Below are 21698 nucleotides of genomic sequence, written 5' to 3'. Positions count from 1 at the left end.
CTTTCTTAAAATTTTAGACTTATACACAGAAATAACATAGGTGGATAAAAATAATCACAGCATGTTAACAATTATCCACAAGTTAACCACAATCAGTGGATAACTATGACGATACTATGATTTATTCACACCGTTTATGTATATAAATTTAATAAATAACTCCTTTGGAAATCATAAGTTAAACGACTTATCCACATAATTATACTTTTTAACTCCGATAGATGTCAAATGACTGTGAGTATGTTCTTAAAATTTGAATAACTGTGTGTATGGCTTATAATTTATCCACAGAAATTCAATATATTATTGTGAATAAGTGGATAACTTCATATATACTTCACAATTTCTTAAAATTAGTTTTGGGAAATAATTTATAGATTATGTATGAATCATGCATAACTAGTTAATTTGGGATAGAGCATTAAGAAAAATGGTTAGAAATAAATTGATGAAGTGCCTATTGACTTAAAATTTATGAGTAGATATCTTCATAAAATCATCTTGCTTTATAAAAGGGATTTTGTTATATTGTAGTAGTTGCTTGAATTATGACTAGATAATAATAAGCTTAAGAAGTATTTCTCAACAGCAATCACAATAAGAGAACAATTGCTTAAATAAAGTACGCTAGTTATTAATACTAATGTTTACTTTGATAATTTATTTATTTATATGAACCAGTTTCTAGGTATGAAGTTGGAAATATTTAGATAATTGAATACAGATGGAGGTGTTTTGCATGGTAAAACGTACTTATCAACCAAATAAACGTAAACATAGTAAAGTTCATGGTTTTAGAAAACGCATGAGCACTAAAAATGGCCGTAAAGTTTTAGCGCGTCGTCGTCGTAAAGGCCGTAAAGTTTTATCTGCATAAGATCACTGACTCCATCAGTGGTCTTTTTTTTGTTTAAATAATAGAATACTTTAATAAAAATAGTAGTAAAATAAAGTAGATATATCTAATTAAAAATCAACATTAAGTTTACTAGTAGAATAGTTTTACTTATGAAGAGAACGAAATAGGCGAGTGATGTTTAGTGGAAAAAGCATATCGTATTAAAAAGAATTCAGATTTTCAAACTATCTATAAAAAAGGAAAGTCTGTTGCTAATAGGCAATTTGTTGTTTATACCTATAATAATAAAGAAAATAAACATTTTCGCTTAGGAATAAGTGTTTCTAAAAAGTTAGGAAATGCTGTAACGAGAAATAAAATAAAAAGAGCGATTAGAGAAAACTTCAAGGTTCATAAACAAGATATTATAGCCAAGGATATTATTGTAATAGCAAGGCAACCTGCGAATGATATGACTACATTAGAAATACAAGATAGTTTGGAACATGTTCTAAAAATAGCTAAAGTATTTAATAAAAAAATAAAAAAGGGAGAGGTTTTTTAGATTCCCTGTAGTCTAACCTCACACAACCCGATGCGTTACTTTATTGTATAGGACAATTTATTAGCTTTTTCAGTAGAAACAAATTACAATGTTATAATAAAATTTTACTTGAATAAGGAGGCGAGACTCTTATGGATTTTGACACGATTACTAGCATTTCAACTCCAATGGGTGAGGGGGCAATAGGTATTGTACGCTTATCGGGTCCTCAAGCGATTGGAATTGGAGATAAACTATATAAAGGAAAGAAAAAATTATCTGAAGTTAATACACATACAATTAATTATGGTCATATCATAGATCCTGAAACAAATGAGATTGTAGAAGAAGTAATGATATCTGTACTACGTGCACCTAAAACATTTACCCGCGAAGATATCATTGAGATTAATTGTCATGGTGGTATTTTAACTATCAATCGAATCTTAGAACTAACGATGACATATGGTGCACGAATGGCAGAACCAGGTGAATATACTAAACGTGCATTTTTAAATGGGCGTATCGACCTGTCTCAAGCAGAGGCAGTAATGGATTTTATTCGATCCAAAACTGATCGTGCATCTAAAGTAGCAATGAATCAAATCGAAGGTAGACTAAGTGATTTAATCAAACGTCAACGTCAATCCATACTCGAGATACTTGCTCAAGTTGAGGTTAATATAGATTATCCTGAATACGATGATGTTGAGGATGCAACAACAGAATTTTTACTCGAGCAATCTAAAAATATCAAAGAAGAAATTAATCGACTACTTGATACAGGTGCACAAGGTAAAATTATGCGAGAGGGATTGTCTACCGTTATTGTAGGACGACCAAACGTGGGTAAATCATCAATGCTTAATAGCCTTATTCAAGACAATAAAGCAATCGTTACCGAAGTGGCAGGCACGACAAGAGATGTACTCGAAGAATATGTTAATGTAAGAGGTGTTCCTTTAAGACTTGTAGACACTGCAGGTATTAGAGACACAGAAGATATCGTAGAGAAAATTGGTGTTGAACGTTCACGTAAAGCATTGAGTGAAGCTGATTTAATACTCTTTGTACTCAATAATAATGAGCCTCTTACCGAAGATGACCAAACACTCTTTGAGGTAATTAAAAATGAAGATGTCATCGTGATTATTAATAAAACTGATTTAGAGCAACGTTTAGATGTTAAAGAAGTAAAAGAAATGATTGGTGATATACCACTGATACAGACTTCAATGCTTAAACAAGAAGGCATTGATGAACTAGAACTTCAAATTAGAGATTTATTCTTTGGAGGAGAAGTGCAAAATCAGGATATGACTTATGTTTCAAATTCACGTCATATTTTCTTATTAAAACAAGCTAGACATTCAATTCAAGATGCGATAGATGCCGCTGAATCTGGAGTACCAATGGATATAATACAGATTGACTTAACACGTACGTGGGAGATTCTTGGTGAAATTATAGGTGAATCGGCAAGTGATGAACTCATAGATCAATTATTTAGTCAATTTTGTTTAGGTAAATAAATACATTTAATTATAGACAAATAGGGCGGTTGGATGTCTTGATTTTTAAATAATTTAGCAATTACAGGGAGGTAAAAAAGTGGTTCAAGAATATGATGTCATAGTGATTGGTGCAGGACATGCTGGTATTGAAGCTGGTTTAGCTTCAGCACGACGTGGAGCTAAAACGCTCATGTTAACAATTAACTTAGATAACATCGCATTTATGCCATGTAATCCATCAGTAGGTGGACCAGCCAAGGGTGTTGTCGTACGTGAAATAGATGCTTTAGGTGGTCAAATGGCAAAAACGATAGATAAAACACATATACAAATGCGTATGCTCAATACTGGAAAAGGACCAGCAGTTAGAGCATTACGTGCTCAAGCAGACAAAGTATTGTATCAACAAGAAATGAAACGTGTGCTTGAAGATGAAAATAACCTAGATGTTATGCAGGGAATAGTTGATGAACTTATTATTGAAGATAACGAAGTCAAAGGTGTACGTACGAATATTGGTACAGAATATCGTTCGAAAGCAATTGTCATTACAACTGGAACATTCTTGCGTGGAGAAATTATTTTAGGAAATTTAAAATATTCAAGTGGACCAAATCATCAGCTACCTTCAGTGACTTTAGCTGATAACTTAAGAGAATTAGGATTCGATATTGTTCGCTTTAAAACTGGTACACCTCCAAGAGTTAATGTTAGAACAATCGATTATTCTAAAACTGAAATTCAGCCTGGTGATGATGTAGGGCGTGCGTTTAGTTTTGAGACAACTGAATTTATTTTAGACCAATTGCCATGTTGGTTAACATATACTAATGGTGAAACTCACAAGGTCATTGATGATAATTTACATTTATCAGCAATGTATTCAGGTATGATTAAAGGTACAGGTCCAAGATACTGTCCATCTATCGAAGATAAATTTGTGCGTTTTAATGACAAACCAAGACATCAACTTTTCTTAGAACCAGAAGGTCGTAATACAAATGAGGTTTATGTTCAAGGTTTATCAACAAGTTTACCTGAGCATGTACAACGCCAAATGTTAGAAACAATACCTGGACTCGAAAAGGCAAAAATGATGCGTGCAGGTTATGCTATTGAATACGATGCGATTGTACCTACACAGTTATGGCCTACTTTGGAAATGAAAGCAATTAAAAACCTATACACAGCTGGACAGATTAATGGTACTTCCGGATATGAAGAAGCAGCTGGACAAGGTATTATGGCAGGTATCAATGCTGCTGGAAAAGTATTAGGTACCGGAGAGAAAATTCTTAGTCGTTCAGATGCATATATCGGTGTACTTATTGATGATTTAGTTACAAAGGGTACAAATGAACCATATAGATTGTTGACTTCTCGTGCAGAGTATCGTTTATTGCTACGTCATGACAATGCAGATTTACGTTTAACAGATGTTGGTTATGAACTAGGAATGATTTCTGAAGAACGCTACGCTCGTTTTAATAAAAAACGTCAACAAATTCAAGATGAAATTCAACGTCTAACAGAAGTACGTATCAAACCCAATGATCACACGCAAACTGTAATTGAATCTAAAGGTGGCTCTCGCTTAAAAGATGGTATATTGGCAATCGATTTATTACGTCGTCCTGAAATGACATATGATACAATTTTAGAAATCCTAGAAGAAGATCATCGTCTTCCAAAGGCAGTTGAAGAACAAGTTGAAATTCAAACGAAATATGAAGGTTATATCAACAAATCATTACAACAAGTTGAAAAAGTTAAGAGAATGGAAGAGAAAAAAATTCCTGAGGACTTGGACTATAGAAAAGTAGATAGTTTAGCTTCAGAAGCTAGAGAAAAATTAGTGGAAGTTAAGCCGTTGAATATTGCTCAAGCTTCACGTATTTCAGGGGTTAATCCAGCTGATATTTCAATTTTACTTGTTTACTTAGAACAAGGGAAACTTCAAAGGGTGAGTCAACAATGAGTATAGAATGGTTATCAGATAAATTAAGTGATCATGGTATAGAATTGACAGAAAAGCAGAAAGAACAATTTCAAATTTACTATCAATGTCTTGTTGAATGGAACGAAAAAATGAATTTAACAAGTATTACAGAAGAATACGATGTATACTTGAAACATTTTTATGATTCAATTGCACCTAGCTTTTACTTTGATTGTAGCGGGCCAATAAGCATTTGCGATGTTGGCGCTGGAGCTGGTTTTCCAAGTATTCCTTTAAAGATTGTTTATCCTGAATTAAAAGTAACGATTGTTGATTCATTGAATAAACGTATTCAATTCTTAAATCATTTAGCAGCTGAACTTGGACTTCAAAATGTGAGTTTTGTACATGATCGTGCAGAATCATTTGGTAAGGGAGTCTACAGGGAGTCTTATGATATTGTCACTGCACGTGCAGTAGCAAGACTGACAGTATTAAGTGAACTATGCTTACCACTTGTTAAAAAGGGTGGTCAGTTCATCGCACTGAAATCTTCAAAAGGTGAACAGGAATTGCAAGAAGCTGAATTTGCTATTAGTATTCTAGGTGGAAGTGTTAAAGAATCTTATTCATTTGAATTACCTGAAGGCGCAGGTGAACGTCAAATGATTATTATTGATAAACGCAGACAGACATCTAAGAAGTATCCTAGGAAACCAGGTACGCCAAATAAATCCCCATTAGTTGAAAATTAAGACATCGTACATTACAAATAATTGAGAGGGAGAGAATGGATAATGAAGAAACCTTTTTCAAAATTATTTGGTTTAAAAAATAAAGATGACATCATTGGTTATACTGAAGAAGAACGTAATAATAATGTAGAATCCATTCATATTGAACGTATCGTACCCAATCGTTATCAACCTAGACAAGTATTTGAGCCAAATAAAATTAAAGAATTAGCTGAATCTATTGAAGAACATGGCTTACTACAATCTATCGTTGTACGTCCAATCGAAGAGGACATGTTTGAAATAATTGCAGGTGAACGTCGCTTTAGAGCTTTACAATCTTTAAATAAGCCACAAGTAGATGTTATTATTCGACACATGAATGATGAAGAAACAGCGGTTGTTGCACTTATTGAAAATATTCAACGTGAAAATCTATCAGTAGTTGAGGAAGCGGAAGCTTATAAAAAGTTGCTTGAAATTGGAGATACAACTCAAAGCGAATTAGCAAAGAGTTTAGGTAAGAGCCAAAGCTTTATTGCTAATAAGTTGAGGTTATTAAAGTTAACACCGAATGTTATTAAGCGTTTACGTGAAGGTAAAATTACAGAAAGACATGCGCGAGCGGTACTCGTTCTATCTGATAAAGAACAAGAAGAATTAATTGAACAAGTGATTAATCAGAAGTTAAATGTCAAGCAGACAGAGGATAGGGTTCGTCAGAAAACAGGACCTGAAAAGATTAAAGCTCAAACGCTTCAATTTTCTCAAGATGTGACTCAAGCAAGAGATGAAGTAGGTAAAAGTATAGAAGCAATCGAACGCTCAGGCATACGTGTCGAACATAAAGATAAAGATCACGAAGACTATTATGAAATAAAAATAAAAATCTATAAGGGATAAATGAAACTCCTTTTATCAAAAATAACGATAAAAGGAGTTTTTTAGTACTTATCTTTATCATGAGAGCTATGAAGTCTTTTTATTTTTATAATAATAAATAGGTATACCTGTTAAAGTAATTAAAATACCGATTAAAGCTAAAATAAATTGAGTCAATAATGTATTAATAATCACGAAAACACCTGTAATTAAAGCGATTAAAGGTATAACTGGGTATAGCGGTACTTTATAAGGTCGATGTAAATTTGGCTTTCTTTTTCTTAATAGAATGACGGCAATAAAAGCCATACAATAGAAAGTCCAAATAACAAATATTAACATATTCGTTATTGTATCAAATGCACCTAAAAGCATCATAATCATGGCAAAAATTACTTGGATTAGTCCGCCTAACCATGGTGTACCTGCTGGTGTCAGACTTAAAAAACCATTTTTAAAAGGCAATTGATCTTGTTTAGCCATTGCAAAAGGAATACGCATGCCGGTCATAGTATAGCCATTCATCGTGCCATATACTGAAATTAAAATACCTATTGTGACAATTTTTCCACCATAGTTTCCGAATAATACTGCAGATGCATCACTTGCTGCATTGAGATTGCCTATTAAATGATTGATAGGTAGTGTCATTAAGAATGTAGCATTAATTAATAGATATACAATCATAATTAATCCTATACCTAGAGCAATTGCAGCAGGTAAATCTTTTTTAGGATTTTTCATTTCTCCTGCAATATTACCTACGTGTATCCAACCATCGTATGCAAACATTGTTGCAAGTAAACCATTTCCTAGAGCGCTTATACAACTAGAATGTGTGCCATTGACTATTGGAAAGAGAGAGAATTCAACTTCGCTTTGGTGAAAAAGTCCTACACAAACAATGAGTGCGATTGGGAGTAGTTTAATCACTAAAGTTATTGTTTGCAAAATACCACCAGCTTTTGATCCTAGACAGTTAATTAATAAAATTGATATCGCACTAAGAAAAGCAATAGGTATTAAATATGCATCTCCTAAATGTAATAAATGAATAATTTGTGTTGAAAAAACGATAGCTAGTGCTGCAATATTTGCTGGGAAATAAATAAATGCTTGTGCCCAGCCTGCGAGAAATCCCCAGAAATCTCCATAAGTATATTCAATATACTTAGTTAGACCTCCTGTCTTAGGAATTGCGGCAGCTAATTCTGCTCCTGTTAGACCTGCGCATATTGTAACTAGACCTCCAAATAACCATACAAAGATAGCCATACTCGTTGATCCAGTTATTTCTGTTACACTTGAAACTTTAAAGAATACGCCTGCACCTATAACTGACCCCATGACAAGTGATAAGGCAGAGAAGAAACCTATATTTCTTTTTAGAGTTGTTTCACCCTTCATAACATTCTCCTCCTAGTAAAAGTAATTAACCTATTACACCTTCATGTGTATCAGCAGGTTGTAATAAATGATCAATGATATGAGATACACGTGTTAAATCTACATTGCCTCCAGAAACAAGTGCTACAACACTTTTATTTTTAATCCATCTTGGATCTATTTTTTCACTGATAAGTGCAGCAGTAGGTAGTGCGCCTGCACCTTCAGTAATAATTTTTGCACGTTGCATAAGTTGATGCATTGCTGTAGAAATTTCTTCTTCACTTACAAGTACAAATTCATCAACTAATTGATTTGCAACTTCAAATGTTTTATCGCCTGGAATCGCTACTTCAGTACCGTCTGCTATAGTATGGTTAGTAAATTGTGGGGTGATTTCACCTTGCTTAATAGAGTGTGTCATGCCGTGAACATTTTCTGATTGGACACCGATGATATGAATTGATGGGTTAAATGATTTTAAAGCAGTTGCTATACCGGAAATAAGGCCACCTCCACCAACTGGAACAATGACAGTATCGACATTCCAAATATCTTCTAGAATTTCTAGACCAATAGTACCTTGACCTGCCATAACAAGGGAATCATCATATGGATGAACGATAGTTTTACCAGTTTTCTGTGCTAATTCTTGCATATATAAACGTGAATCATTGAATGTTTCACCTTTCAGGATTACTTCAGCACCGTAACCTTTTGTAGCATTCTGTTTGGAAATAGGGGCTTCTTCAGGCATGACTACAGTTGCTTTAATTCCTAATAGTTTACCTGTTAATGCTAAACCTTGAGCGTGATTTCCAGCTGAAGCAGTAATGATACCTTTTGATTTTTGTTCTTCGGTTAAATGTAAAATTTTGTTTAATGCACCTCTAAATTTGAAAGATCCGGTGTATTGCATATTTTCTAATTTAAGAAAAATATTACCACCTGTGATGTTTCTACTTAGAAACATAGATTGAATTAATGGGGTTTTGCGAATATATTTATTAATTGTATGTTTTGCGTCTTTAATGTCGTGTATATTGCAGTACTTTTCGGTTTCTAAAACGATGTTGTTTACAGCCATTTAATATTCCTCCCATAAGAACAGTGTTGTTCTTTTATAATAGTCCTTCTAAACTTTCATAATTTAAATCATGTGATTCAGCTAGTCCTCTGTTTGTTACATGACCTTTATAAATATTTACACCAGTAGCTAATACGCTATTATTTTTTATAGCTTGATTAATACCTAATTTGCCAATCTCTAACAAATATTCAATATTTCCTGCTGCTAATACCATAGTAGATGTTCTTGGAACAGCTCCAGGTTGATTAGGGACAGCGTAATGAACAACGCCGTCTTTAACGTAAACAGGATCGCTAATTGTAGTTGGTCTAATTCCTTCCACAGTACCACCTTGGTCTATTGCTATATCTACTAATACCGAACCTTTTTTCATAGATTGAACCATTTGTCGTGTGACTAATTTTGGTGGTTTAGAACCTGAAATTAAGATAGTTGAAATAAAGATATCTGCGGTTTTAATTTCATTAGCTAAGTTTTTTTCGTTCGATTTGATAACGCTTACATTTTTATTATTAAAATAATTTTCTAGCCAGTTGATTCTATCGTCATTTAATTCAATAATTGAAACATCTGCTTGTAAACCTAAAGCGATTGTTGCAGCATTAACCCCTGCAGAACCTCCACCGAAGATGACAACTTTTCCTGATGGTATACCTGAAATTGCATCGATTCCAGAAATTAAAATACCTTCACCTTTGTGTTGGGCTTCAAGATAATATGCCCCCATTAACATTGAGCGACGTCCTGCAATTGCACTCATAGGCGCAAGTAAAGGAGCTTGTCCATCTTTTTCGATTGTTTCTCCACCAATAGCTGTAACCTCAGCTTTTTGCATTGCTTCCACTGTTTCCTTTGAAGAAGCTAAATGTTGGAATCCCCAAATAACTTGTCCTTTTTTAAAATACTGAAATTCTTTGGGGTCTGGCTCTTTAACTTTTACAATTAAATCTGCTTGCCAACTTTCTTGATGTGAAACGATAGAAGCACCTGCTTGTTCATACTCTTCGTTTGTAAAACCAGAACCTATACCTGCATCTTTTTCAACTAATACTTCATTTCCATTATCTACCAATTTTTTTGCATTACTTGGTGTACAAGCAACGCGTTCTTCCCCTGGTTTTAATTCTTTAACAATTCCGATTTGCATTTAAAACAACTCCTTTGTGATTTTTTTCACAAGTTAAAAGTAACACCTTTTGAAAAATATTTCAAAAGAAAATTTAAGTAACTTTTAAAATGCAAATAATCACTTATGGTACTTAATTAAATTGTACAATCAACCAATTTTTATTTTTAAAAAAGAAGTTTGTATATATAAACTAACTTGTTAACAAGAACAAGTCGGTAAGCGATTACAAAAATTAAACTTAATACTTGAATGTTTAACGTGAAACAAAAAGATTTATTTTTTAGAATATTAGGTATTTTAAGTGAAATATTTACAATAAATACGATTCGCTATATACTAAAACTAAACGATACGTTTCGTTTAATAAATGTTAATAAGAAGGGTTAATGTGTTTGGTATATCGATTTCTAGTGCTATTCTTCATTTCGTCATCGGAGGTTTCGCGGTCGCGCTCGCATCAATAATGGCTGATAAAGTTGGAGGTAAGTTAGGAGGAATCATTGCTACTATGCCGGCAGTCTACCTGGCTGCTATTATTGCCTTGGCTATAGACCATAGAGGACATCAGCTGATACAAATGTCTATTCATTTAAGTACGGGTGCAATTGTTGGCATTATCTCATGTATTGTAACAGTATTCTTCACTTCAATCTTTATAGGAAAAAGGAATTATAAGAGTGGGACAGTCTTTGCTGTTCTATGTTGGTTTGTTATATCAGTAGCAATTTTCTTAGTAAGACATATTTAAATTGGAGGATAAAAAATGAAATTAGCATTGATAAAATTTTCAGTCGGTGGATTAGCTGTTTTAATCAGTTATATTGTCTCTGTCATTCTTCCTTGGAAGGAATTTGGCGGAATATTTGCTACGTTTCCAGCAGTATTTTTAGTATCAATGTGTATCACTGGTATGCAATTTGGTAACGAAGTGGCTATGCACGTTAGCAGAGGGGCAGTTTTCGGAATGATTGGAGTTATGTTTAGCATTTTAGCAACTTGGGGATTATTACAAGCAATACAAATGTGGTTAGTAAGTATTATTGGTGGGTTTATAGCTTGGTTTGTAAGTGCAGTTATTATTTTTGAAATTGTGGAATTAATAGCGCATAAAAGAAGGGGTAAAAATGGCTGGAAGACCGAAAGATCCAACAGTAAATAAAAAAATATATCGTGAAATTAATCGTTTATTAGAAACTACACATTTTAGAGATATCACTATTGATCAGATTGCTGAAAATACCGGTATATCTAAAGCGACAATATACCGAAGATGGAAAGATAAATCGTCTATAATTATGTCAATGTTTATCGAACAATCTCAAAAAGTTGTTATCCATAATCATAATAATTTGTATAATGATTTATTTCAGTTTCTTGTGAAAATAAAAGATATTTATAAAACAAAACTTGGCAGTGCAGTAATAGAAATTCTGATTAGTCATCAACAAGTTGAAGCTAGAGAAACATTTATGACTGATTACTTTAATCATAATCGTAAAGTGTTAAGAAAGATTGTAAGTAATCATGTTAGTGAAGAAGATCAAGATTTATTTATTGATTTAATCTTTTCTCCAATCTACTTTAATATATTGATAAAGCCGGAAACTTTAGATGAAAATTACATTGAGAAAATGTTAAACATAGTGTTAGATGTTTATAACAATGATTAATTGAATCGATTTTGTTGAGAAGTTGCGTTCCTTAATGTAAAGGGACGTTTCTTTTTTCGAAGGGAGTTTTGAGGAAGTGTAAAAGTTAACATATCATACTATGTCAAAGCATTTGACAATATAAGTGATGACGAGGTTAAATCCATTTGATAGCTTCTAGAAAGAAACATTGTTTTGATATAAGTATGATTTTGACTAAAGAAAGGTTAATATATTAAAAACTTGATAAGTAAATAAAGAGGTTGAGGTAATGAATATTAGTAATCGAATTAAAAAATTTAGAGAAAGAGATGGTTACTCTCAAGAATTTTTAGCTGAGAAAATGTATGTTTCAAGACAAACAATATCAAATTGGGAAAATAATAAAAGCTATCCCGATATTCACAATTTATTACTCATGTGTAATCTTTTTAGTATTACTCTAAATGAGCTTATTGTGAGAGACATTGAAAATCCACAATTAAAAATAGATAAAAAAGAATTAACTTTTTGGACATGGATAATGTTAATTCTTATGATATTAGGAGCTATTCTCATAGGTCCCCTAATATATTACTTGAGTTGATGGGGCATAGGTATAGTATATCTAATTTTTTAATAGGTATCTTTGCTTCGAACAAAGTGGAAAAAATTAAAATAAAAAATGATATTGAGACATACGATAGAATTGTTGCTTATATGAATGGAAAAGATCCTAACACGGTTGAAACAAGCAAGCTTAGAAATATATTTACATCATTAATGTCCTTCGTTTTCTTTGTGGGAACTTTATGTATAATAAGCTATTTAAGTATATTATTATCTGAAAAATTTCTATAAGATAAATACAACTCCAGCAACTAAAATCTTGTTGGAATTGTATTTTAGGCACTATTTTTTTCTCTTTTCGTTTATGCTAATAATGATTGGTAAGAACATACAACATATAACTATTATTAGAAGTATCCCTATATTAACTATAAGCACTTCATTCTTAGTTTTTTAATTCATGTTTGATGTTGAATTGACTAAACATTCCACTCATTATACCAGATCCCACTAATAATATTAATGCAACGATAGCTAATATAATAGAAGCCTTTTTAGATAAGCGACTTGTTGAGTAATAAACAACACCTGTTAAAAACGCATTCAAAATATTGGTTAAACTAATTGCCATAAGTGCTTTATTATCTTTTGCAAAGATATTTAAGCTATCTAATTTATATTCAGTTAGACTTAATCAGAATAGTAATTGAATAAGAGATATTATCGTCGTAAAACCTATGACGATGATTGAAAGAGTAGTCATAGGAGACTTGGATATTCCAATAAGATCTGGCTTCTCTATGAATGCAAAAATTCCGCTAAAAACTAAGAAATTACCTAATAGTGTATTAACGAAAGATAATAATGTCTTTCTCGTTGATAAAATTAGTAAAGTTCATAAACGTGATATTAAAATTGAACGTAATAACGGTGAAATTATTGTGAAAAAAGGCTTAAAATCTGGAAATAAAGTGATTAAAAATCCAAAAGGTAATCTAAATGATGGAGAAAAAGTTGAGGTGTCATCATGATTGAATTGAGAAAAATCAATCGACACTTTAAAAATGGCAACGACACGAATCATATTTTAAAAGATATTCATATTGATGAAGGTGAATTTATTGCTATCATGGGACCTTCAGGTTCTGGTAAAAGTACGTTAATCAATATCTTAGGTTTTATCGATCGAGGTTATGAAGGTGAATATCTTTTTAACAATGAGAATTTTCAAAAGAGCTCAGATAATAAACTCACAGAAATTAGAAATCATACTGTAGGTTTTGTCTTTCAAAACTTTAAGTTGATTCAAAGTAATACCATTTTAGAAAATGTAAGCATTCCTCTTATTTATAATGGGATGGGAAGTAAATAGCGAAAAGATAAAGTTTTAGACGAACTTCAAGACGTCGGTATAAAAGGTAAAGAAGATGTTTTACAAAATAAATTGTCAGGTGGTCAACAACAACGTGTCGCAATTGCCCGGGCAATTATTAACAACCCTAAGTTTATTATTGCCGATGAACCTACAGGGGCTTTTGATTCGAAGACATCTCAAGACATTATGGAGCTTTTCGTAAAACTGAACAAAGAAAAGAACATGACGATATCATTATGGTAACGCATGATCGTGAAGTGGCGAACAAAGCTGATCGTATTATTCATATTTTGGACGGACGTGTGCAAGAGGAAGAGGTGTTGACACGTGAATAACTTTTCAAATGTCATATCAGTTGCTATTCGTTCCATTTAAAAAAATAAACGCCGTAATATTTTTACGATGATTGGAATTATTATTGGTATCGCATCAGTAATTACTATCATGTCTTTGGGGAATGGCTTTAAGAATTCAACGAATGAGCAATTCAATGATGCCGGTGCTGGCAAAAATCAAGCTTCAATTTCCTATATGACTGAAAATATGGAGGCACCTAAAAACAATCCATTTAAGCAAGAGGATATTAGCGTAGTTGAACAGGTTGATGGCGTTAAGAGTGCCAAAGTAAAAGAGGATAAAGATAGCACATATACAGTCAAAATTACCAATACACATGGCAGTGAAGATGCTAGTTTAAAAAAGGTTGATAAACTGACAGACATAGATGAAGGAAAAGGATTTACGAATGATGATAGTGAAGTGCTAGAAAAAGTAGCCGTTATAGATAAAAAATTGCTAAAAAAGTATTCAATCATCTTGCTATGGGTCAATCTATCTACATAAATGGAGAAGGGTTTAAAGTCGTCGGCATCTCTGACAGCTCAGAAGTTGATGAAAGTGGTATGCCTGTTGAATCATTAATTCAATTACCTACCCAACAAACATTTAATAAATATATGGGCAATTTGACACAAGGGATGCCTCAATTATTAGTCTCAGTGGAAAAAGGTTCAGATAAGAAAGACGTAGGTAAAAAAGTCGAAAAAGCATTGAATAAAAAAGGAACTGGCGTATCTGAAGGTCAATACAGTTATGAAGATAATGAGGCGATAATGAAAACGATAGGTTCAGTCTTAGACACGATTACTTACTTTGTCGCTGCTGTTGCGGGAATTTCACTCTTCATTGCAGGAATTGGTGTGATGAATGTCATGTATATTTCAGTTACTGAACGAACAGAAGAGATTGTAATTCGTCGTGCATTCGGTGCTAAAGGTCGAGATATCGAAATACAGTTCTTAGTAGATAGTGTTGTGTTATGTCTCATAGGTGGCATCATCGGATTAATTCTAGGTATTATTATCACTACCATTGATTGATCTCGTGACACCTCAAATGGTTAAGAGTTCCGTAAGTCTAGGTTCAGTTATTTTAGCAGTAGACGTATCGACTTTGATAGTTATCATTTTTGGGTGGATTCCTGCGCGTTCAGCTTCTAAAAAAGAATTAATCGATATTATTAAATAAGCTATCAGCATAGAATGACTTATCGGAAAGTGCATATCATATGGTCGAAATTCTTGTTAACACAGCCATTAGTGGTTACATTGTTGCATTTTATACGTAATGGTTAAGTACACGAGATAATTAGAAAGCATAGGAGATATTAGCCTCTATCACCTAAAACCCCCCCTCACTATTACGAGTAGAGGGGGGTTAATGTATATGTGAATACTTATTCTGACTATCATACCGGTCAGTGGAGGAATGTAAAGTAAAGAAATCTATTACAAATTAAATACTGATTCTATTAATAATATTACTCAATTTTTTTAAACTTCTATCGATATCGCTTTTATCAATGTATGAATACGAAAATCGAATATAGTTTTTATAGTTCAAATCATAAATCTCTCCAGGTTGTATAAGTATATTTACTTTTATAGCTTCATTAAATAATGTTTTTACGTTTACAGATATAGAGAATTTAAACCAAATATAAAAGGAACCACTAGGACCACTCCAACTACCATACATAGATAAATGCTCTTTTAAAGCTTCTATAAATATATGTTTACGCGTTTCTAATTCTACTTTTAGTTTGTCTATATGCTTTTCATGGTAAGTATTTAGCCATTTTGTGGCAATGTGCTGTGGTATAGAACTAGCACCATAGTCATTTTGCATTTTTAAATCAGATAAGTGACGGATGACATTTTTATCCGCTACTATCCATCCAATACGCAAACCAGGACTCACTGTTTTAGATAGACTACCTAAATATAAAACATTGTCACTGTTTTTCAAAGACTTCATAGGAACTTGTTTTTCCGTATTAAACCATAAGTCAGAATATATACTGTCCTCAACAATAGGTATTCCGTTTTTTTGACATTGATTTATAATTTTTTGTTTTTCTTTTTTAGTATAAGTATTTTGAGTAGAGTTATGTAGAGTCGGTATACAATAGAATATACTGTTTTTATAGTCGCTACTTATTTTAAATATATTATTAATATTTTTCTTTATATTGTTAATTGATAAAGGTATCATTTGAAATCTGATATTATGCCAAGTACGTATGGAATTGATATAAGAAGGTGCCTCAATAATAATTTTAAATTCAGGAATTAATAACCCATCAGCTATTAGCTTTAATCCTTGAACAGCCCCTGAAGTGATACATATATTATCAACGTCACATATAACGCTCTTTTTTTTTCATATAATTTACTATTGCTAATCTAAGACCTAATTTTCCTTTTGGTTCCTCATAGTTTGCCTGTATAAACTTATCAATACTGTTTGATATTATTCTTTGAACAAATGGTTGGGAATTAATTTTGGAGATAGCTCGCCAGTACCTAGACGTATAATATTAGGTTTAAATTCTAATTCATTGATTCTTTGAATATAATATTGGTTGTTTTTAGATATGCTATTTACTATATAGTTTTGCCAATGAATATTACTTGTTATATAAGCATTCTATGTATATTGAGATACATACCCCCTTTTTTCGATAGACTCTAAAATGGCATAACTTTTCAAAATATCTATGGCTTGTATAACTGTAGATCTATTTACGTGTTCGGAAATTGTTCTTTGAGAAGGTAATTTATCTCCATATGATAAAATTCCCTTATTAATTTTATTAATAATATCATCTATAATCATTTTATATTGAAATTTATTCATATTTATTCTCTTTTGATCTGGTTGGAATTTTATTTTTAATCTGGTTGTTTTTAAAAATTCAGATTATTATATCATACAAATTAAAGGAGGGGGTTAAGATCGCACGAAAATTAGAAAAAGCAGTTTTTGCTAAGGAAATCAAAAAAGAATTAAAACCTTTGATGAAAAAAGATAATTATCATAATGTTTTGGCTTTATTTTTTGATTGGTTGGTTATTTTTGGAAGTGCTTATTTCAGTATCTATACAGAAAATATAATAGTTTATTTACTTAGTATTATTTTAATTGGAAGTCAAATGTGCGCTTTTGACAATTTAATGCACAAGCATGTCATCGATCATTATTTACGAATAAGTTTTATAATAAATGGGTTGCTTGTATTTTTGTTGCATTCCCCATTTTCACAAGTTTTACTACATACTGCAATTCTCACTTTCAACACCATAGAAATTTATGGGATGAGGAAAATGATCCTGATATAAAAAGATATCGTATTGTTAAACTAGATAAACCACAGGAAAATACCAAGAAATTTATAACAGATCACATTATAAAAGTATTATTACTGTTTCATGTGCCTAAATATATACTAGGTACCGTATCAGCTAATCTTTATAGTAAGGATATACCTAAATCAGAACTTTGGACTAGAAATATTTGATGGCTCGTTTTGATATCAACATCTATAGTATTTAATTTTTGGTTATACCTTATTATTTTTTGGTTTGTACCACTTCTTACAACTTTCCAATTTATTCGTTACTGGGCAGAAATGGCAGAGCATTCTGGATTAAATAATGATACTGAACTAACAGCAAGTAGAAATACATTCGGTATGCCTTGGACGTTATTTTTATTTCATCCAAATCATGATAATTATCACTTGGTTCAACATTTATTTTCAGCTATTCCTCACTATAATTTAAAAAAGGCACACACCATTTTGATGCAAGATAAAAAATATAGAGAAGCCCATCATTGTACAGGATTTTTTAAGACGACGCTACCAGGTTTTTATAGTGTAGTAAAAGATATTTGTACACCAAATAGTAATATGAAAGAGGGTTAATGTTATGACACAACCGATTGTACATGGTATTTTATTGGCACTAGGGTTAATTTTACCATTAGGAGCACAAAATGTTTTTGTATTTAATCAAGACGCTAATCAAAATAAATTTATAAAATCATTGCCAGTCATAATAACGGCTGGAGTATGTGATACATTTTTAATAATAATCGCAGTTTTAGGTGTTTCATTGATTTTAATGTCTTTACCTATTTTGCAATTGGTTATATATATTATAGGACTTATGTTTTTATTATATATGGTATGGTCTTTATGAAATGAAAAACCTAACAATTTATAAAATCATGAATCTATGAGTACTAAAAAGCAAATTGGTTTTGCTTTATCTGTATCACTATTAAATCCCCATGCGATTATGGATACAGTCGGTGTTATCGGAACAAGTGCTTCAGTTTATTCAGGTATAGAAAAATTACTGTTTAGTCTTTCTACTATTATGGTTTTATGGTTCTGGTTTATTTTATTAGCTATACTAGGGAAAACGTTGGAGTCTATAGATAAGACTGGTAAATATATAATAATATTAAATAAAATATCTAGTATTATTGTTATTATAGTTAGTTTGATTATTGTGAAAAATATCTTACATTTAATTTTTTGATGAAATTTAGTATTGGTCAGCGAACTAAAATAGTCTACATATGAAGATGCTCTTTAGTTTTATCTGATACAAATGGTTTTTTAGCACATAGAAAATAGAATTGTGCGTATCACATTCATCTGTTTGTAAGCCTTTTAAATATGGAATAGGCTCACTTGTTGGATATTTAGATGATAAAAGTCGTTTAATGATTCTTGATAGACATGCAAATTTAAAATATAGATATGGAAATATAAAGTGATTGAACATTATATTCGTAATTAATTACAAGAGAATGTCGATGTAGATTAGATTTCAATGGAAGAGTATTTATAATTATTTACAGGAAAAACAAGAAAATTAGTGATCTTTTATTAGTGCTAGAAAATTAGTGTAGTTGGCTGACTATCAGTGTCCTAATAGAGGTTGGCCAATAGAAAAGAATTATAGCCGCAAAACAAACCACCCGTTCGTACGGGTGGTTTTGATTTTACGAGATGAAAAGATATTATTGTTGGACATACGAGAGTATTATCTATCGATCAAAATTTAGAAAGACAACAAGAAAATTTGAGATTTGGGAATCCTATAAATAAAGCGAGTAATGGGGCGGGATTAAGAATTCAGAATGAGTTCTATTCCGCCTCTTTTCTTCTACGAATATAGGTAATTCAATTTCTACAAAAAAAGTAATATATCTTTTCAAATTGTGTTTGATGTAATAAAATATGAAAAATTACACAAAAACAATATATTAAATTCACTTAAATCCAACTATCAAAAACAATAAAAAATGAGAATATCAAAAACTTAACATAAATTTAACTTAATTAGTTAAATAAATTAAAGAGTTTTATGTTATTTTGAACGAAGCAGTTATTTTTTCATTCTTTATAAGGGAAAAATCTTATAGAGGTGATTTTTTTGAAAAATAATAATGGAATTAAAAGATTCAGTATTAGAAAGTATGCAGTGGGAGCAGTATCAATTATTACAGGTGTAACAATTTTCATTGGAGGACAACAAGCTCAAGCAGCTGAAACGTCAGTTTACAATGCGGATGCACATTCAGAAGTACAACAAACAACACAACAAGTTAAAGTTGATAAACCAGAAGAAGCGCTTAACACTCTAAAGCAAGATGCTAAAGGTTCGACTGATAGTCAACAAGCACAATCAATTGATGAATCAAAAGCAAATCGCAACAATCAACATTCTACAGTCGAAAGTGCTGAACTACAAAAAGCGGAGACAACAAATCAGCCAAAATTAGAAGAGGCTAATACTGTAAAACAAGACGCTCAACCGTCTAAAAATGAAAATCAACAAAACTTAGCTTCTCAGTCAAACAAAAACAATGAACAAGATGAAAAAGTTGAAAGGCAAACTCAAACATCTCCAAATCACAATCAACAAATAGATTTAAAAGATAAGGACACTGATAAAGGTGAACAATCATTAGTAGACTTACAAAAACCATCTAATGATCGTACATATCAAACACAATCTAAATCTCAACCTAAAAAAGACACAACAAATAATCAAACTCAATCAACTCATGCTAAAAATGAAAAAAATGTTGATACTAAAGAGTTAAATAAAGATAAAGCTACAACATCACAAACTAATGATTCTAGTAATAATCAATTAACGACACCAAAATCACACAAAGAATCTGCAAAAGAACAAACTGATAGAAGTACAACAACAGTAACTCAAACACAACCTCAAACTTCGAATAAAGCTCATAAAAGTACGAATCAAGCACAATATAAAAATCAATATCCAGTAGTTTTTGTTCATGGTTTCTTAGGTTTAGCGGGTGACAACCAATTTAGTTTAGCTCCTAAATATTGGGGTGGTACTAAATACAATATTGAAAGAAATTTAACTGATGAAGGATACAATGTGTATGAGGCAAATGTAGGTGCTTTCAGTAGTAACTACGATCGCGCTGTAGAACTTTACCACTACATTAAAGGTGGACGTGTGGACTATGGTGCAGCACATGCAGCTAAATATGGTCACAATCGTTATGGTAGAACTTATAAAGGCATCATGCCTGATTGGGAACCTGGTAAAAAGATTCACTTTGTAGGTCACAGTATGGGTGGTCAAACTATTCGTCAAATGGAAGAATTTTTAAGAAATGGTAACCAAGAAGAAATAGAATATCAACGTCAACACGGTGGTACAATTTCTGACTTATTCACAGGTGGTAAAGACAATATGGTTGCTTCAATTACAACACTAGGTACGCCTCATAATGGTACACCTGCTGCTGATAAAATTGGAACTCGTAAAATTGTTAAAGATGTGATGAATCGAATTGGTAGATTAAGTGGTGGTAAAGATGTTGATGTAGATTTAGGCTTCTCTCAATGGGGCTTCAAACAACAACCTAATGAAAGTTATCTTGATTATGCACAACGTGTCTCGAAAAGTAAAATTTGGAACACTGAAGATCAAGCTGTTAACGATTTAACAACTCAAGGTGCTGAAAAGATTAATCAACAAACAAGTCTAAATCCTAATATTGTATACACTACTTACACTGGTGCTGCGACTCATACAGGACTAATTGGTAACGAATTACCTAATTCTAGTGAAATTCTTATGTTAAATTTACCTAGTCGTCTTATCGGTACAGATGAACATAAAGAGATTAGACCTAATGACGGTGTTGTTCCAGTTGTATCATCACAACATCCTTCTAACCAGGCCTTTGAAAATGTTGATGCTACATTGCCAGCAACTGATAAAGGTATTTGGCAAGTTAGACCAGTTCAATATGATTGGGATCACTTAGATTTAGTTGGTATGGATACATTTGATTTAACACATACAGGTAGAGAACTAGGTCAATTCTATATGGGTATTATGGATAATATCATGAGAATTGAAGAAGCAGACGGTATTACAAATAAATAAGTGTATTTATAGCAAATTAATGCCCTCAGAGAGAGCGGTCACACTGACTTCTATCTTATGAGGGCTATTTCAATGACAAATTATCTGTTTTCTTAGCATCTTTTTAAAAAGTATGCGCCACCAAGTAAATCTACAGGGACACCTATAAGTGGTGTAACAATGTTACTTAAGATAAAAATAATTATTACTAAAGCTAAAATGTTGAACCAATTCATTGTTAAATTTTTTAAGTCTTCGTAAGGTTGTTTCATCAAATTTTTAAATGTCATA

Annotated in this window: 15 protein-coding genes and 8 pseudogenes; 17 read left to right on the top strand and 6 right to left on the bottom strand. The window is 31.9% G+C overall.

Annotation, left to right across the window (positions count from 1 at the left end; translation table 11 throughout):
* Nucleotides 1-739 precede the first annotated feature (739 nt).
* The 6 genes from rpmH (at nt 740) to DYE57_RS11555 (ending at nt 6472) form a co-directional block, all read left to right on the top strand.
* A complete protein-coding gene (gene rpmH / locus DYE57_RS11580) occupies nt 740-877 on the top strand; it encodes a 50S ribosomal protein L34 (RefSeq protein ID WP_000240855.1) in 138 nt (45 codons plus the stop codon).
* Nucleotides 878-1040: 163 nt separating this feature from the next.
* Complete coding sequence (gene rnpA, locus DYE57_RS11575) at nt 1041-1403, top strand: ribonuclease P protein component (RefSeq protein ID WP_115314094.1); 363 nt, start codon at nt 1041-1043, stop codon at nt 1401-1403.
* Between the two features lie 131 nt (nt 1404-1534).
* On the top strand, nt 1535-2914 hold the full coding sequence (mnmE, locus tag DYE57_RS11570) for a tRNA uridine-5-carboxymethylaminomethyl(34) synthesis GTPase MnmE (RefSeq protein WP_115314093.1): 1380 nt from the start codon (nt 1535-1537) through the stop codon (nt 2912-2914).
* Nucleotides 2915-2993: 79 nt separating this feature from the next.
* Nucleotides 2994-4874, top strand: coding sequence for a tRNA uridine-5-carboxymethylaminomethyl(34) synthesis enzyme MnmG (mnmG, locus tag DYE57_RS11565; protein WP_115314092.1), 1881 nt, complete (start codon nt 2994-2996; stop codon nt 4872-4874).
* Entirely contained in the window at nt 4871-5590 is a 720-nt protein-coding gene (rsmG, locus tag DYE57_RS11560; RefSeq protein ID WP_115314091.1) for a 16S rRNA (guanine(527)-N(7))-methyltransferase RsmG, read from the top strand. The genes mnmG and rsmG overlap by 4 nt, the downstream gene beginning before the upstream one ends.
* Nucleotides 5591-5632: 42 nt before the next feature.
* Nucleotides 5633-6472: a ParB/RepB/Spo0J family partition protein gene (locus tag DYE57_RS11555; RefSeq protein WP_115314090.1), complete on the top strand. Its 840-nt coding sequence runs from the start codon at nt 5633-5635 to the stop codon at nt 6470-6472.
* Between the two features lie 66 nt (nt 6473-6538).
* On the opposite strand, the gene DYE57_RS11550 is transcribed toward DYE57_RS11555, so the two are convergent.
* From DYE57_RS11550 to ald, 3 genes are read right to left on the bottom strand one after another with little or no spacing between them, the layout of a single operon-like run.
* Nucleotides 6539-7858 (bottom strand): APC family permease, encoded by a 1320-nt coding sequence (locus DYE57_RS11550; protein ID WP_115314089.1) that lies wholly within the window; start codon nt 7856-7858, stop codon nt 6539-6541.
* A 25-nt stretch (nt 7859-7883) separates the two neighbouring features.
* The gene (gene tdcB / locus DYE57_RS11545; RefSeq protein ID WP_115314088.1) at nt 7884-8924 is read right to left on the bottom strand and encodes a bifunctional threonine ammonia-lyase/L-serine ammonia-lyase TdcB; all 1041 of its coding nucleotides are present in this window, start codon (nt 8922-8924) and stop codon (nt 7884-7886) included.
* A gap of 34 nt (nt 8925-8958) precedes the next feature.
* Nucleotides 8959-10074 (bottom strand): alanine dehydrogenase, encoded by a 1116-nt coding sequence (gene ald, locus DYE57_RS11540; RefSeq protein ID WP_115314087.1) that lies wholly within the window; start codon nt 10072-10074, stop codon nt 8959-8961.
* A 370-nt stretch (nt 10075-10444) separates the two neighbouring features.
* Here ald and DYE57_RS11535 point away from each other — a divergent pair, with 370 nt between their 5' ends.
* The 4 genes and pseudogenes from DYE57_RS11535 to DYE57_RS11520 all read left to right on the top strand — a co-directional run bounded on the left by DYE57_RS11535 (nt 10445) and on the right by DYE57_RS11520 (nt 12545).
* Nucleotides 10445-10804, top strand: a complete 360-nt coding sequence (locus tag DYE57_RS11535) for a DUF3147 family protein (RefSeq protein WP_115314086.1) — start codon at nt 10445-10447, stop codon at nt 10802-10804.
* A 15-nt stretch (nt 10805-10819) separates the two neighbouring features.
* Nucleotides 10820-11215, top strand: coding sequence for a DUF3147 family protein (locus DYE57_RS11530; protein ID WP_115314085.1), 396 nt, complete (start codon nt 10820-10822; stop codon nt 11213-11215).
* Entirely contained in the window at nt 11181-11726 is a 546-nt protein-coding gene (locus DYE57_RS11525; protein ID WP_115314084.1) for a TetR/AcrR family transcriptional regulator, read from the top strand. Before DYE57_RS11530 ends, DYE57_RS11525 begins: the two co-directional genes overlap by 35 nt.
* 250 nt (nt 11727-11976) lie before the next feature.
* Nucleotides 11977-12545 (top strand): annotated as a pseudogene (locus DYE57_RS11520) (helix-turn-helix transcriptional regulator).
* Nucleotides 12546-12699: 154 nt separating this feature from the next.
* Here the strand turns inward: DYE57_RS11520 and DYE57_RS12565 are convergent.
* Nucleotides 12700-12885: a hypothetical protein gene (locus tag DYE57_RS12565; protein WP_238394105.1), complete on the bottom strand. Its 186-nt coding sequence runs from the start codon at nt 12883-12885 to the stop codon at nt 12700-12702.
* Nucleotides 12886-13006: 121 nt separating this feature from the next.
* Here DYE57_RS12565 and DYE57_RS11510 point away from each other — a divergent pair.
* From DYE57_RS11510 to DYE57_RS12935, 3 pseudogenes are all read left to right on the top strand, one after another.
* Nucleotides 13007-13285: pseudogene (locus DYE57_RS11510) on the top strand (permuted SH3 domain-containing protein); the annotation flags it as partial.
* Nucleotides 13282-13964 (top strand): annotated as a pseudogene (locus DYE57_RS11505) (ABC transporter ATP-binding protein). The pseudogenes DYE57_RS11510 and DYE57_RS11505, both read left to right, overlap by 4 nt.
* Nucleotides 13957-15156: pseudogene (locus DYE57_RS12935) on the top strand (ABC transporter permease). Before DYE57_RS11505 ends, DYE57_RS12935 begins: the two co-directional pseudogenes overlap by 8 nt.
* Nucleotides 15157-15423: 267 nt before the next feature.
* On the opposite strand, the pseudogene DYE57_RS11495 reads toward DYE57_RS12935, so the two are convergent.
* A pseudogene (locus DYE57_RS11495) lies at nt 15424-16827 on the bottom strand (aminotransferase-like domain-containing protein).
* A 98-nt stretch (nt 16828-16925) separates the two neighbouring features.
* Here DYE57_RS11495 and DYE57_RS11490 point away from each other — a divergent pair.
* The 4 genes and pseudogenes from DYE57_RS11490 (at nt 16926) to lip (ending at nt 21428) form a co-directional block, all read left to right on the top strand.
* Nucleotides 16926-17896, top strand: a pseudogene (locus DYE57_RS11490) (fatty acid desaturase family protein).
* A gap of 4 nt (nt 17897-17900) precedes the next feature.
* Nucleotides 17901-18518, top strand: a pseudogene (locus tag DYE57_RS11485) (LysE/ArgO family amino acid transporter).
* Nucleotides 18519-18669: 151 nt separating this feature from the next.
* Nucleotides 18670-18756: pseudogene (locus tag DYE57_RS12930) on the top strand (IS200/IS605 family transposase); the annotation flags it as partial.
* Between the two features lie 665 nt (nt 18757-19421).
* Entirely contained in the window at nt 19422-21428 is a 2007-nt protein-coding gene (lip, locus tag DYE57_RS11480; protein ID WP_115314083.1) for a YSIRK-targeted triacylglycerol lipase, read from the top strand.
* Between the two features lie 92 nt (nt 21429-21520).
* Here lip and DYE57_RS11475 read toward each other — a convergent pair whose 3' ends face one another.
* Nucleotides 21521-21697, bottom strand: a complete 177-nt coding sequence (locus tag DYE57_RS11475) for a VraH family peptide resistance protein (RefSeq protein WP_115314082.1) — start codon at nt 21695-21697, stop codon at nt 21521-21523.
* Between the last annotated feature and the right edge of the window lies 1 nt (nt 21698).

It is taken from the genome of Staphylococcus saccharolyticus (assembly GCF_900458815.1).
GTDB classification, from domain to species: domain Bacteria; phylum Bacillota; class Bacilli; order Staphylococcales; family Staphylococcaceae; genus Staphylococcus; species Staphylococcus saccharolyticus.
The sequence above is the reverse complement of the archived record's forward strand: the minus strand, read 5'-3'. Positions and strand labels throughout refer to the sequence as shown.

Bases quoted from the DNA above. Each gene is read 5' to 3' on its own strand.
- rpmH (WP_000240855.1), top strand. From the start codon at position 740: ATGGTAAAACGTACTTATCAACCAAATAAACGTAAACATAGTAAAGTT.
- mnmE (WP_115314093.1), top strand. From the start codon at position 1,535: ATGGATTTTGACACGATTACTAGCATTTCAACTCCAATGGGTGAGGGG.
- rsmG (WP_115314091.1), top strand. From the start codon at position 4,871: ATGAGTATAGAATGGTTATCAGATAAATTAAGTGATCATGGTATAGAA.
- DYE57_RS11555 (WP_115314090.1), top strand. From the start codon at position 5,633: ATGAAGAAACCTTTTTCAAAATTATTTGGTTTAAAAAATAAAGATGAC.
- DYE57_RS11550 (WP_115314089.1), bottom strand. From the start codon at position 7,858: ATGAAGGGTGAAACAACTCTAAAAAGAAATATAGGTTTCTTCTCTGCC.
- tdcB (WP_115314088.1), bottom strand. From the start codon at position 8,924: ATGGCTGTAAACAACATCGTTTTAGAAACCGAAAAGTACTGCAATATA.
- ald (WP_115314087.1), bottom strand. From the start codon at position 10,074: ATGCAAATCGGAATTGTTAAAGAATTAAAACCAGGGGAAGAACGCGTT.
- DYE57_RS11530 (WP_115314085.1), top strand. From the start codon at position 10,820: ATGAAATTAGCATTGATAAAATTTTCAGTCGGTGGATTAGCTGTTTTA.
- DYE57_RS11525 (WP_115314084.1), top strand. From the start codon at position 11,181: ATGGCTGGAAGACCGAAAGATCCAACAGTAAATAAAAAAATATATCGT.
- DYE57_RS12565 (WP_238394105.1), bottom strand. From the start codon at position 12,885: ATGGCAATTAGTTTAACCAATATTTTGAATGCGTTTTTAACAGGTGTT.
- DYE57_RS11475 (WP_115314082.1), bottom strand. From the start codon at position 21,697: ATGACATTTAAAAATTTGATGAAACAACCTTACGAAGACTTAAAAAAT.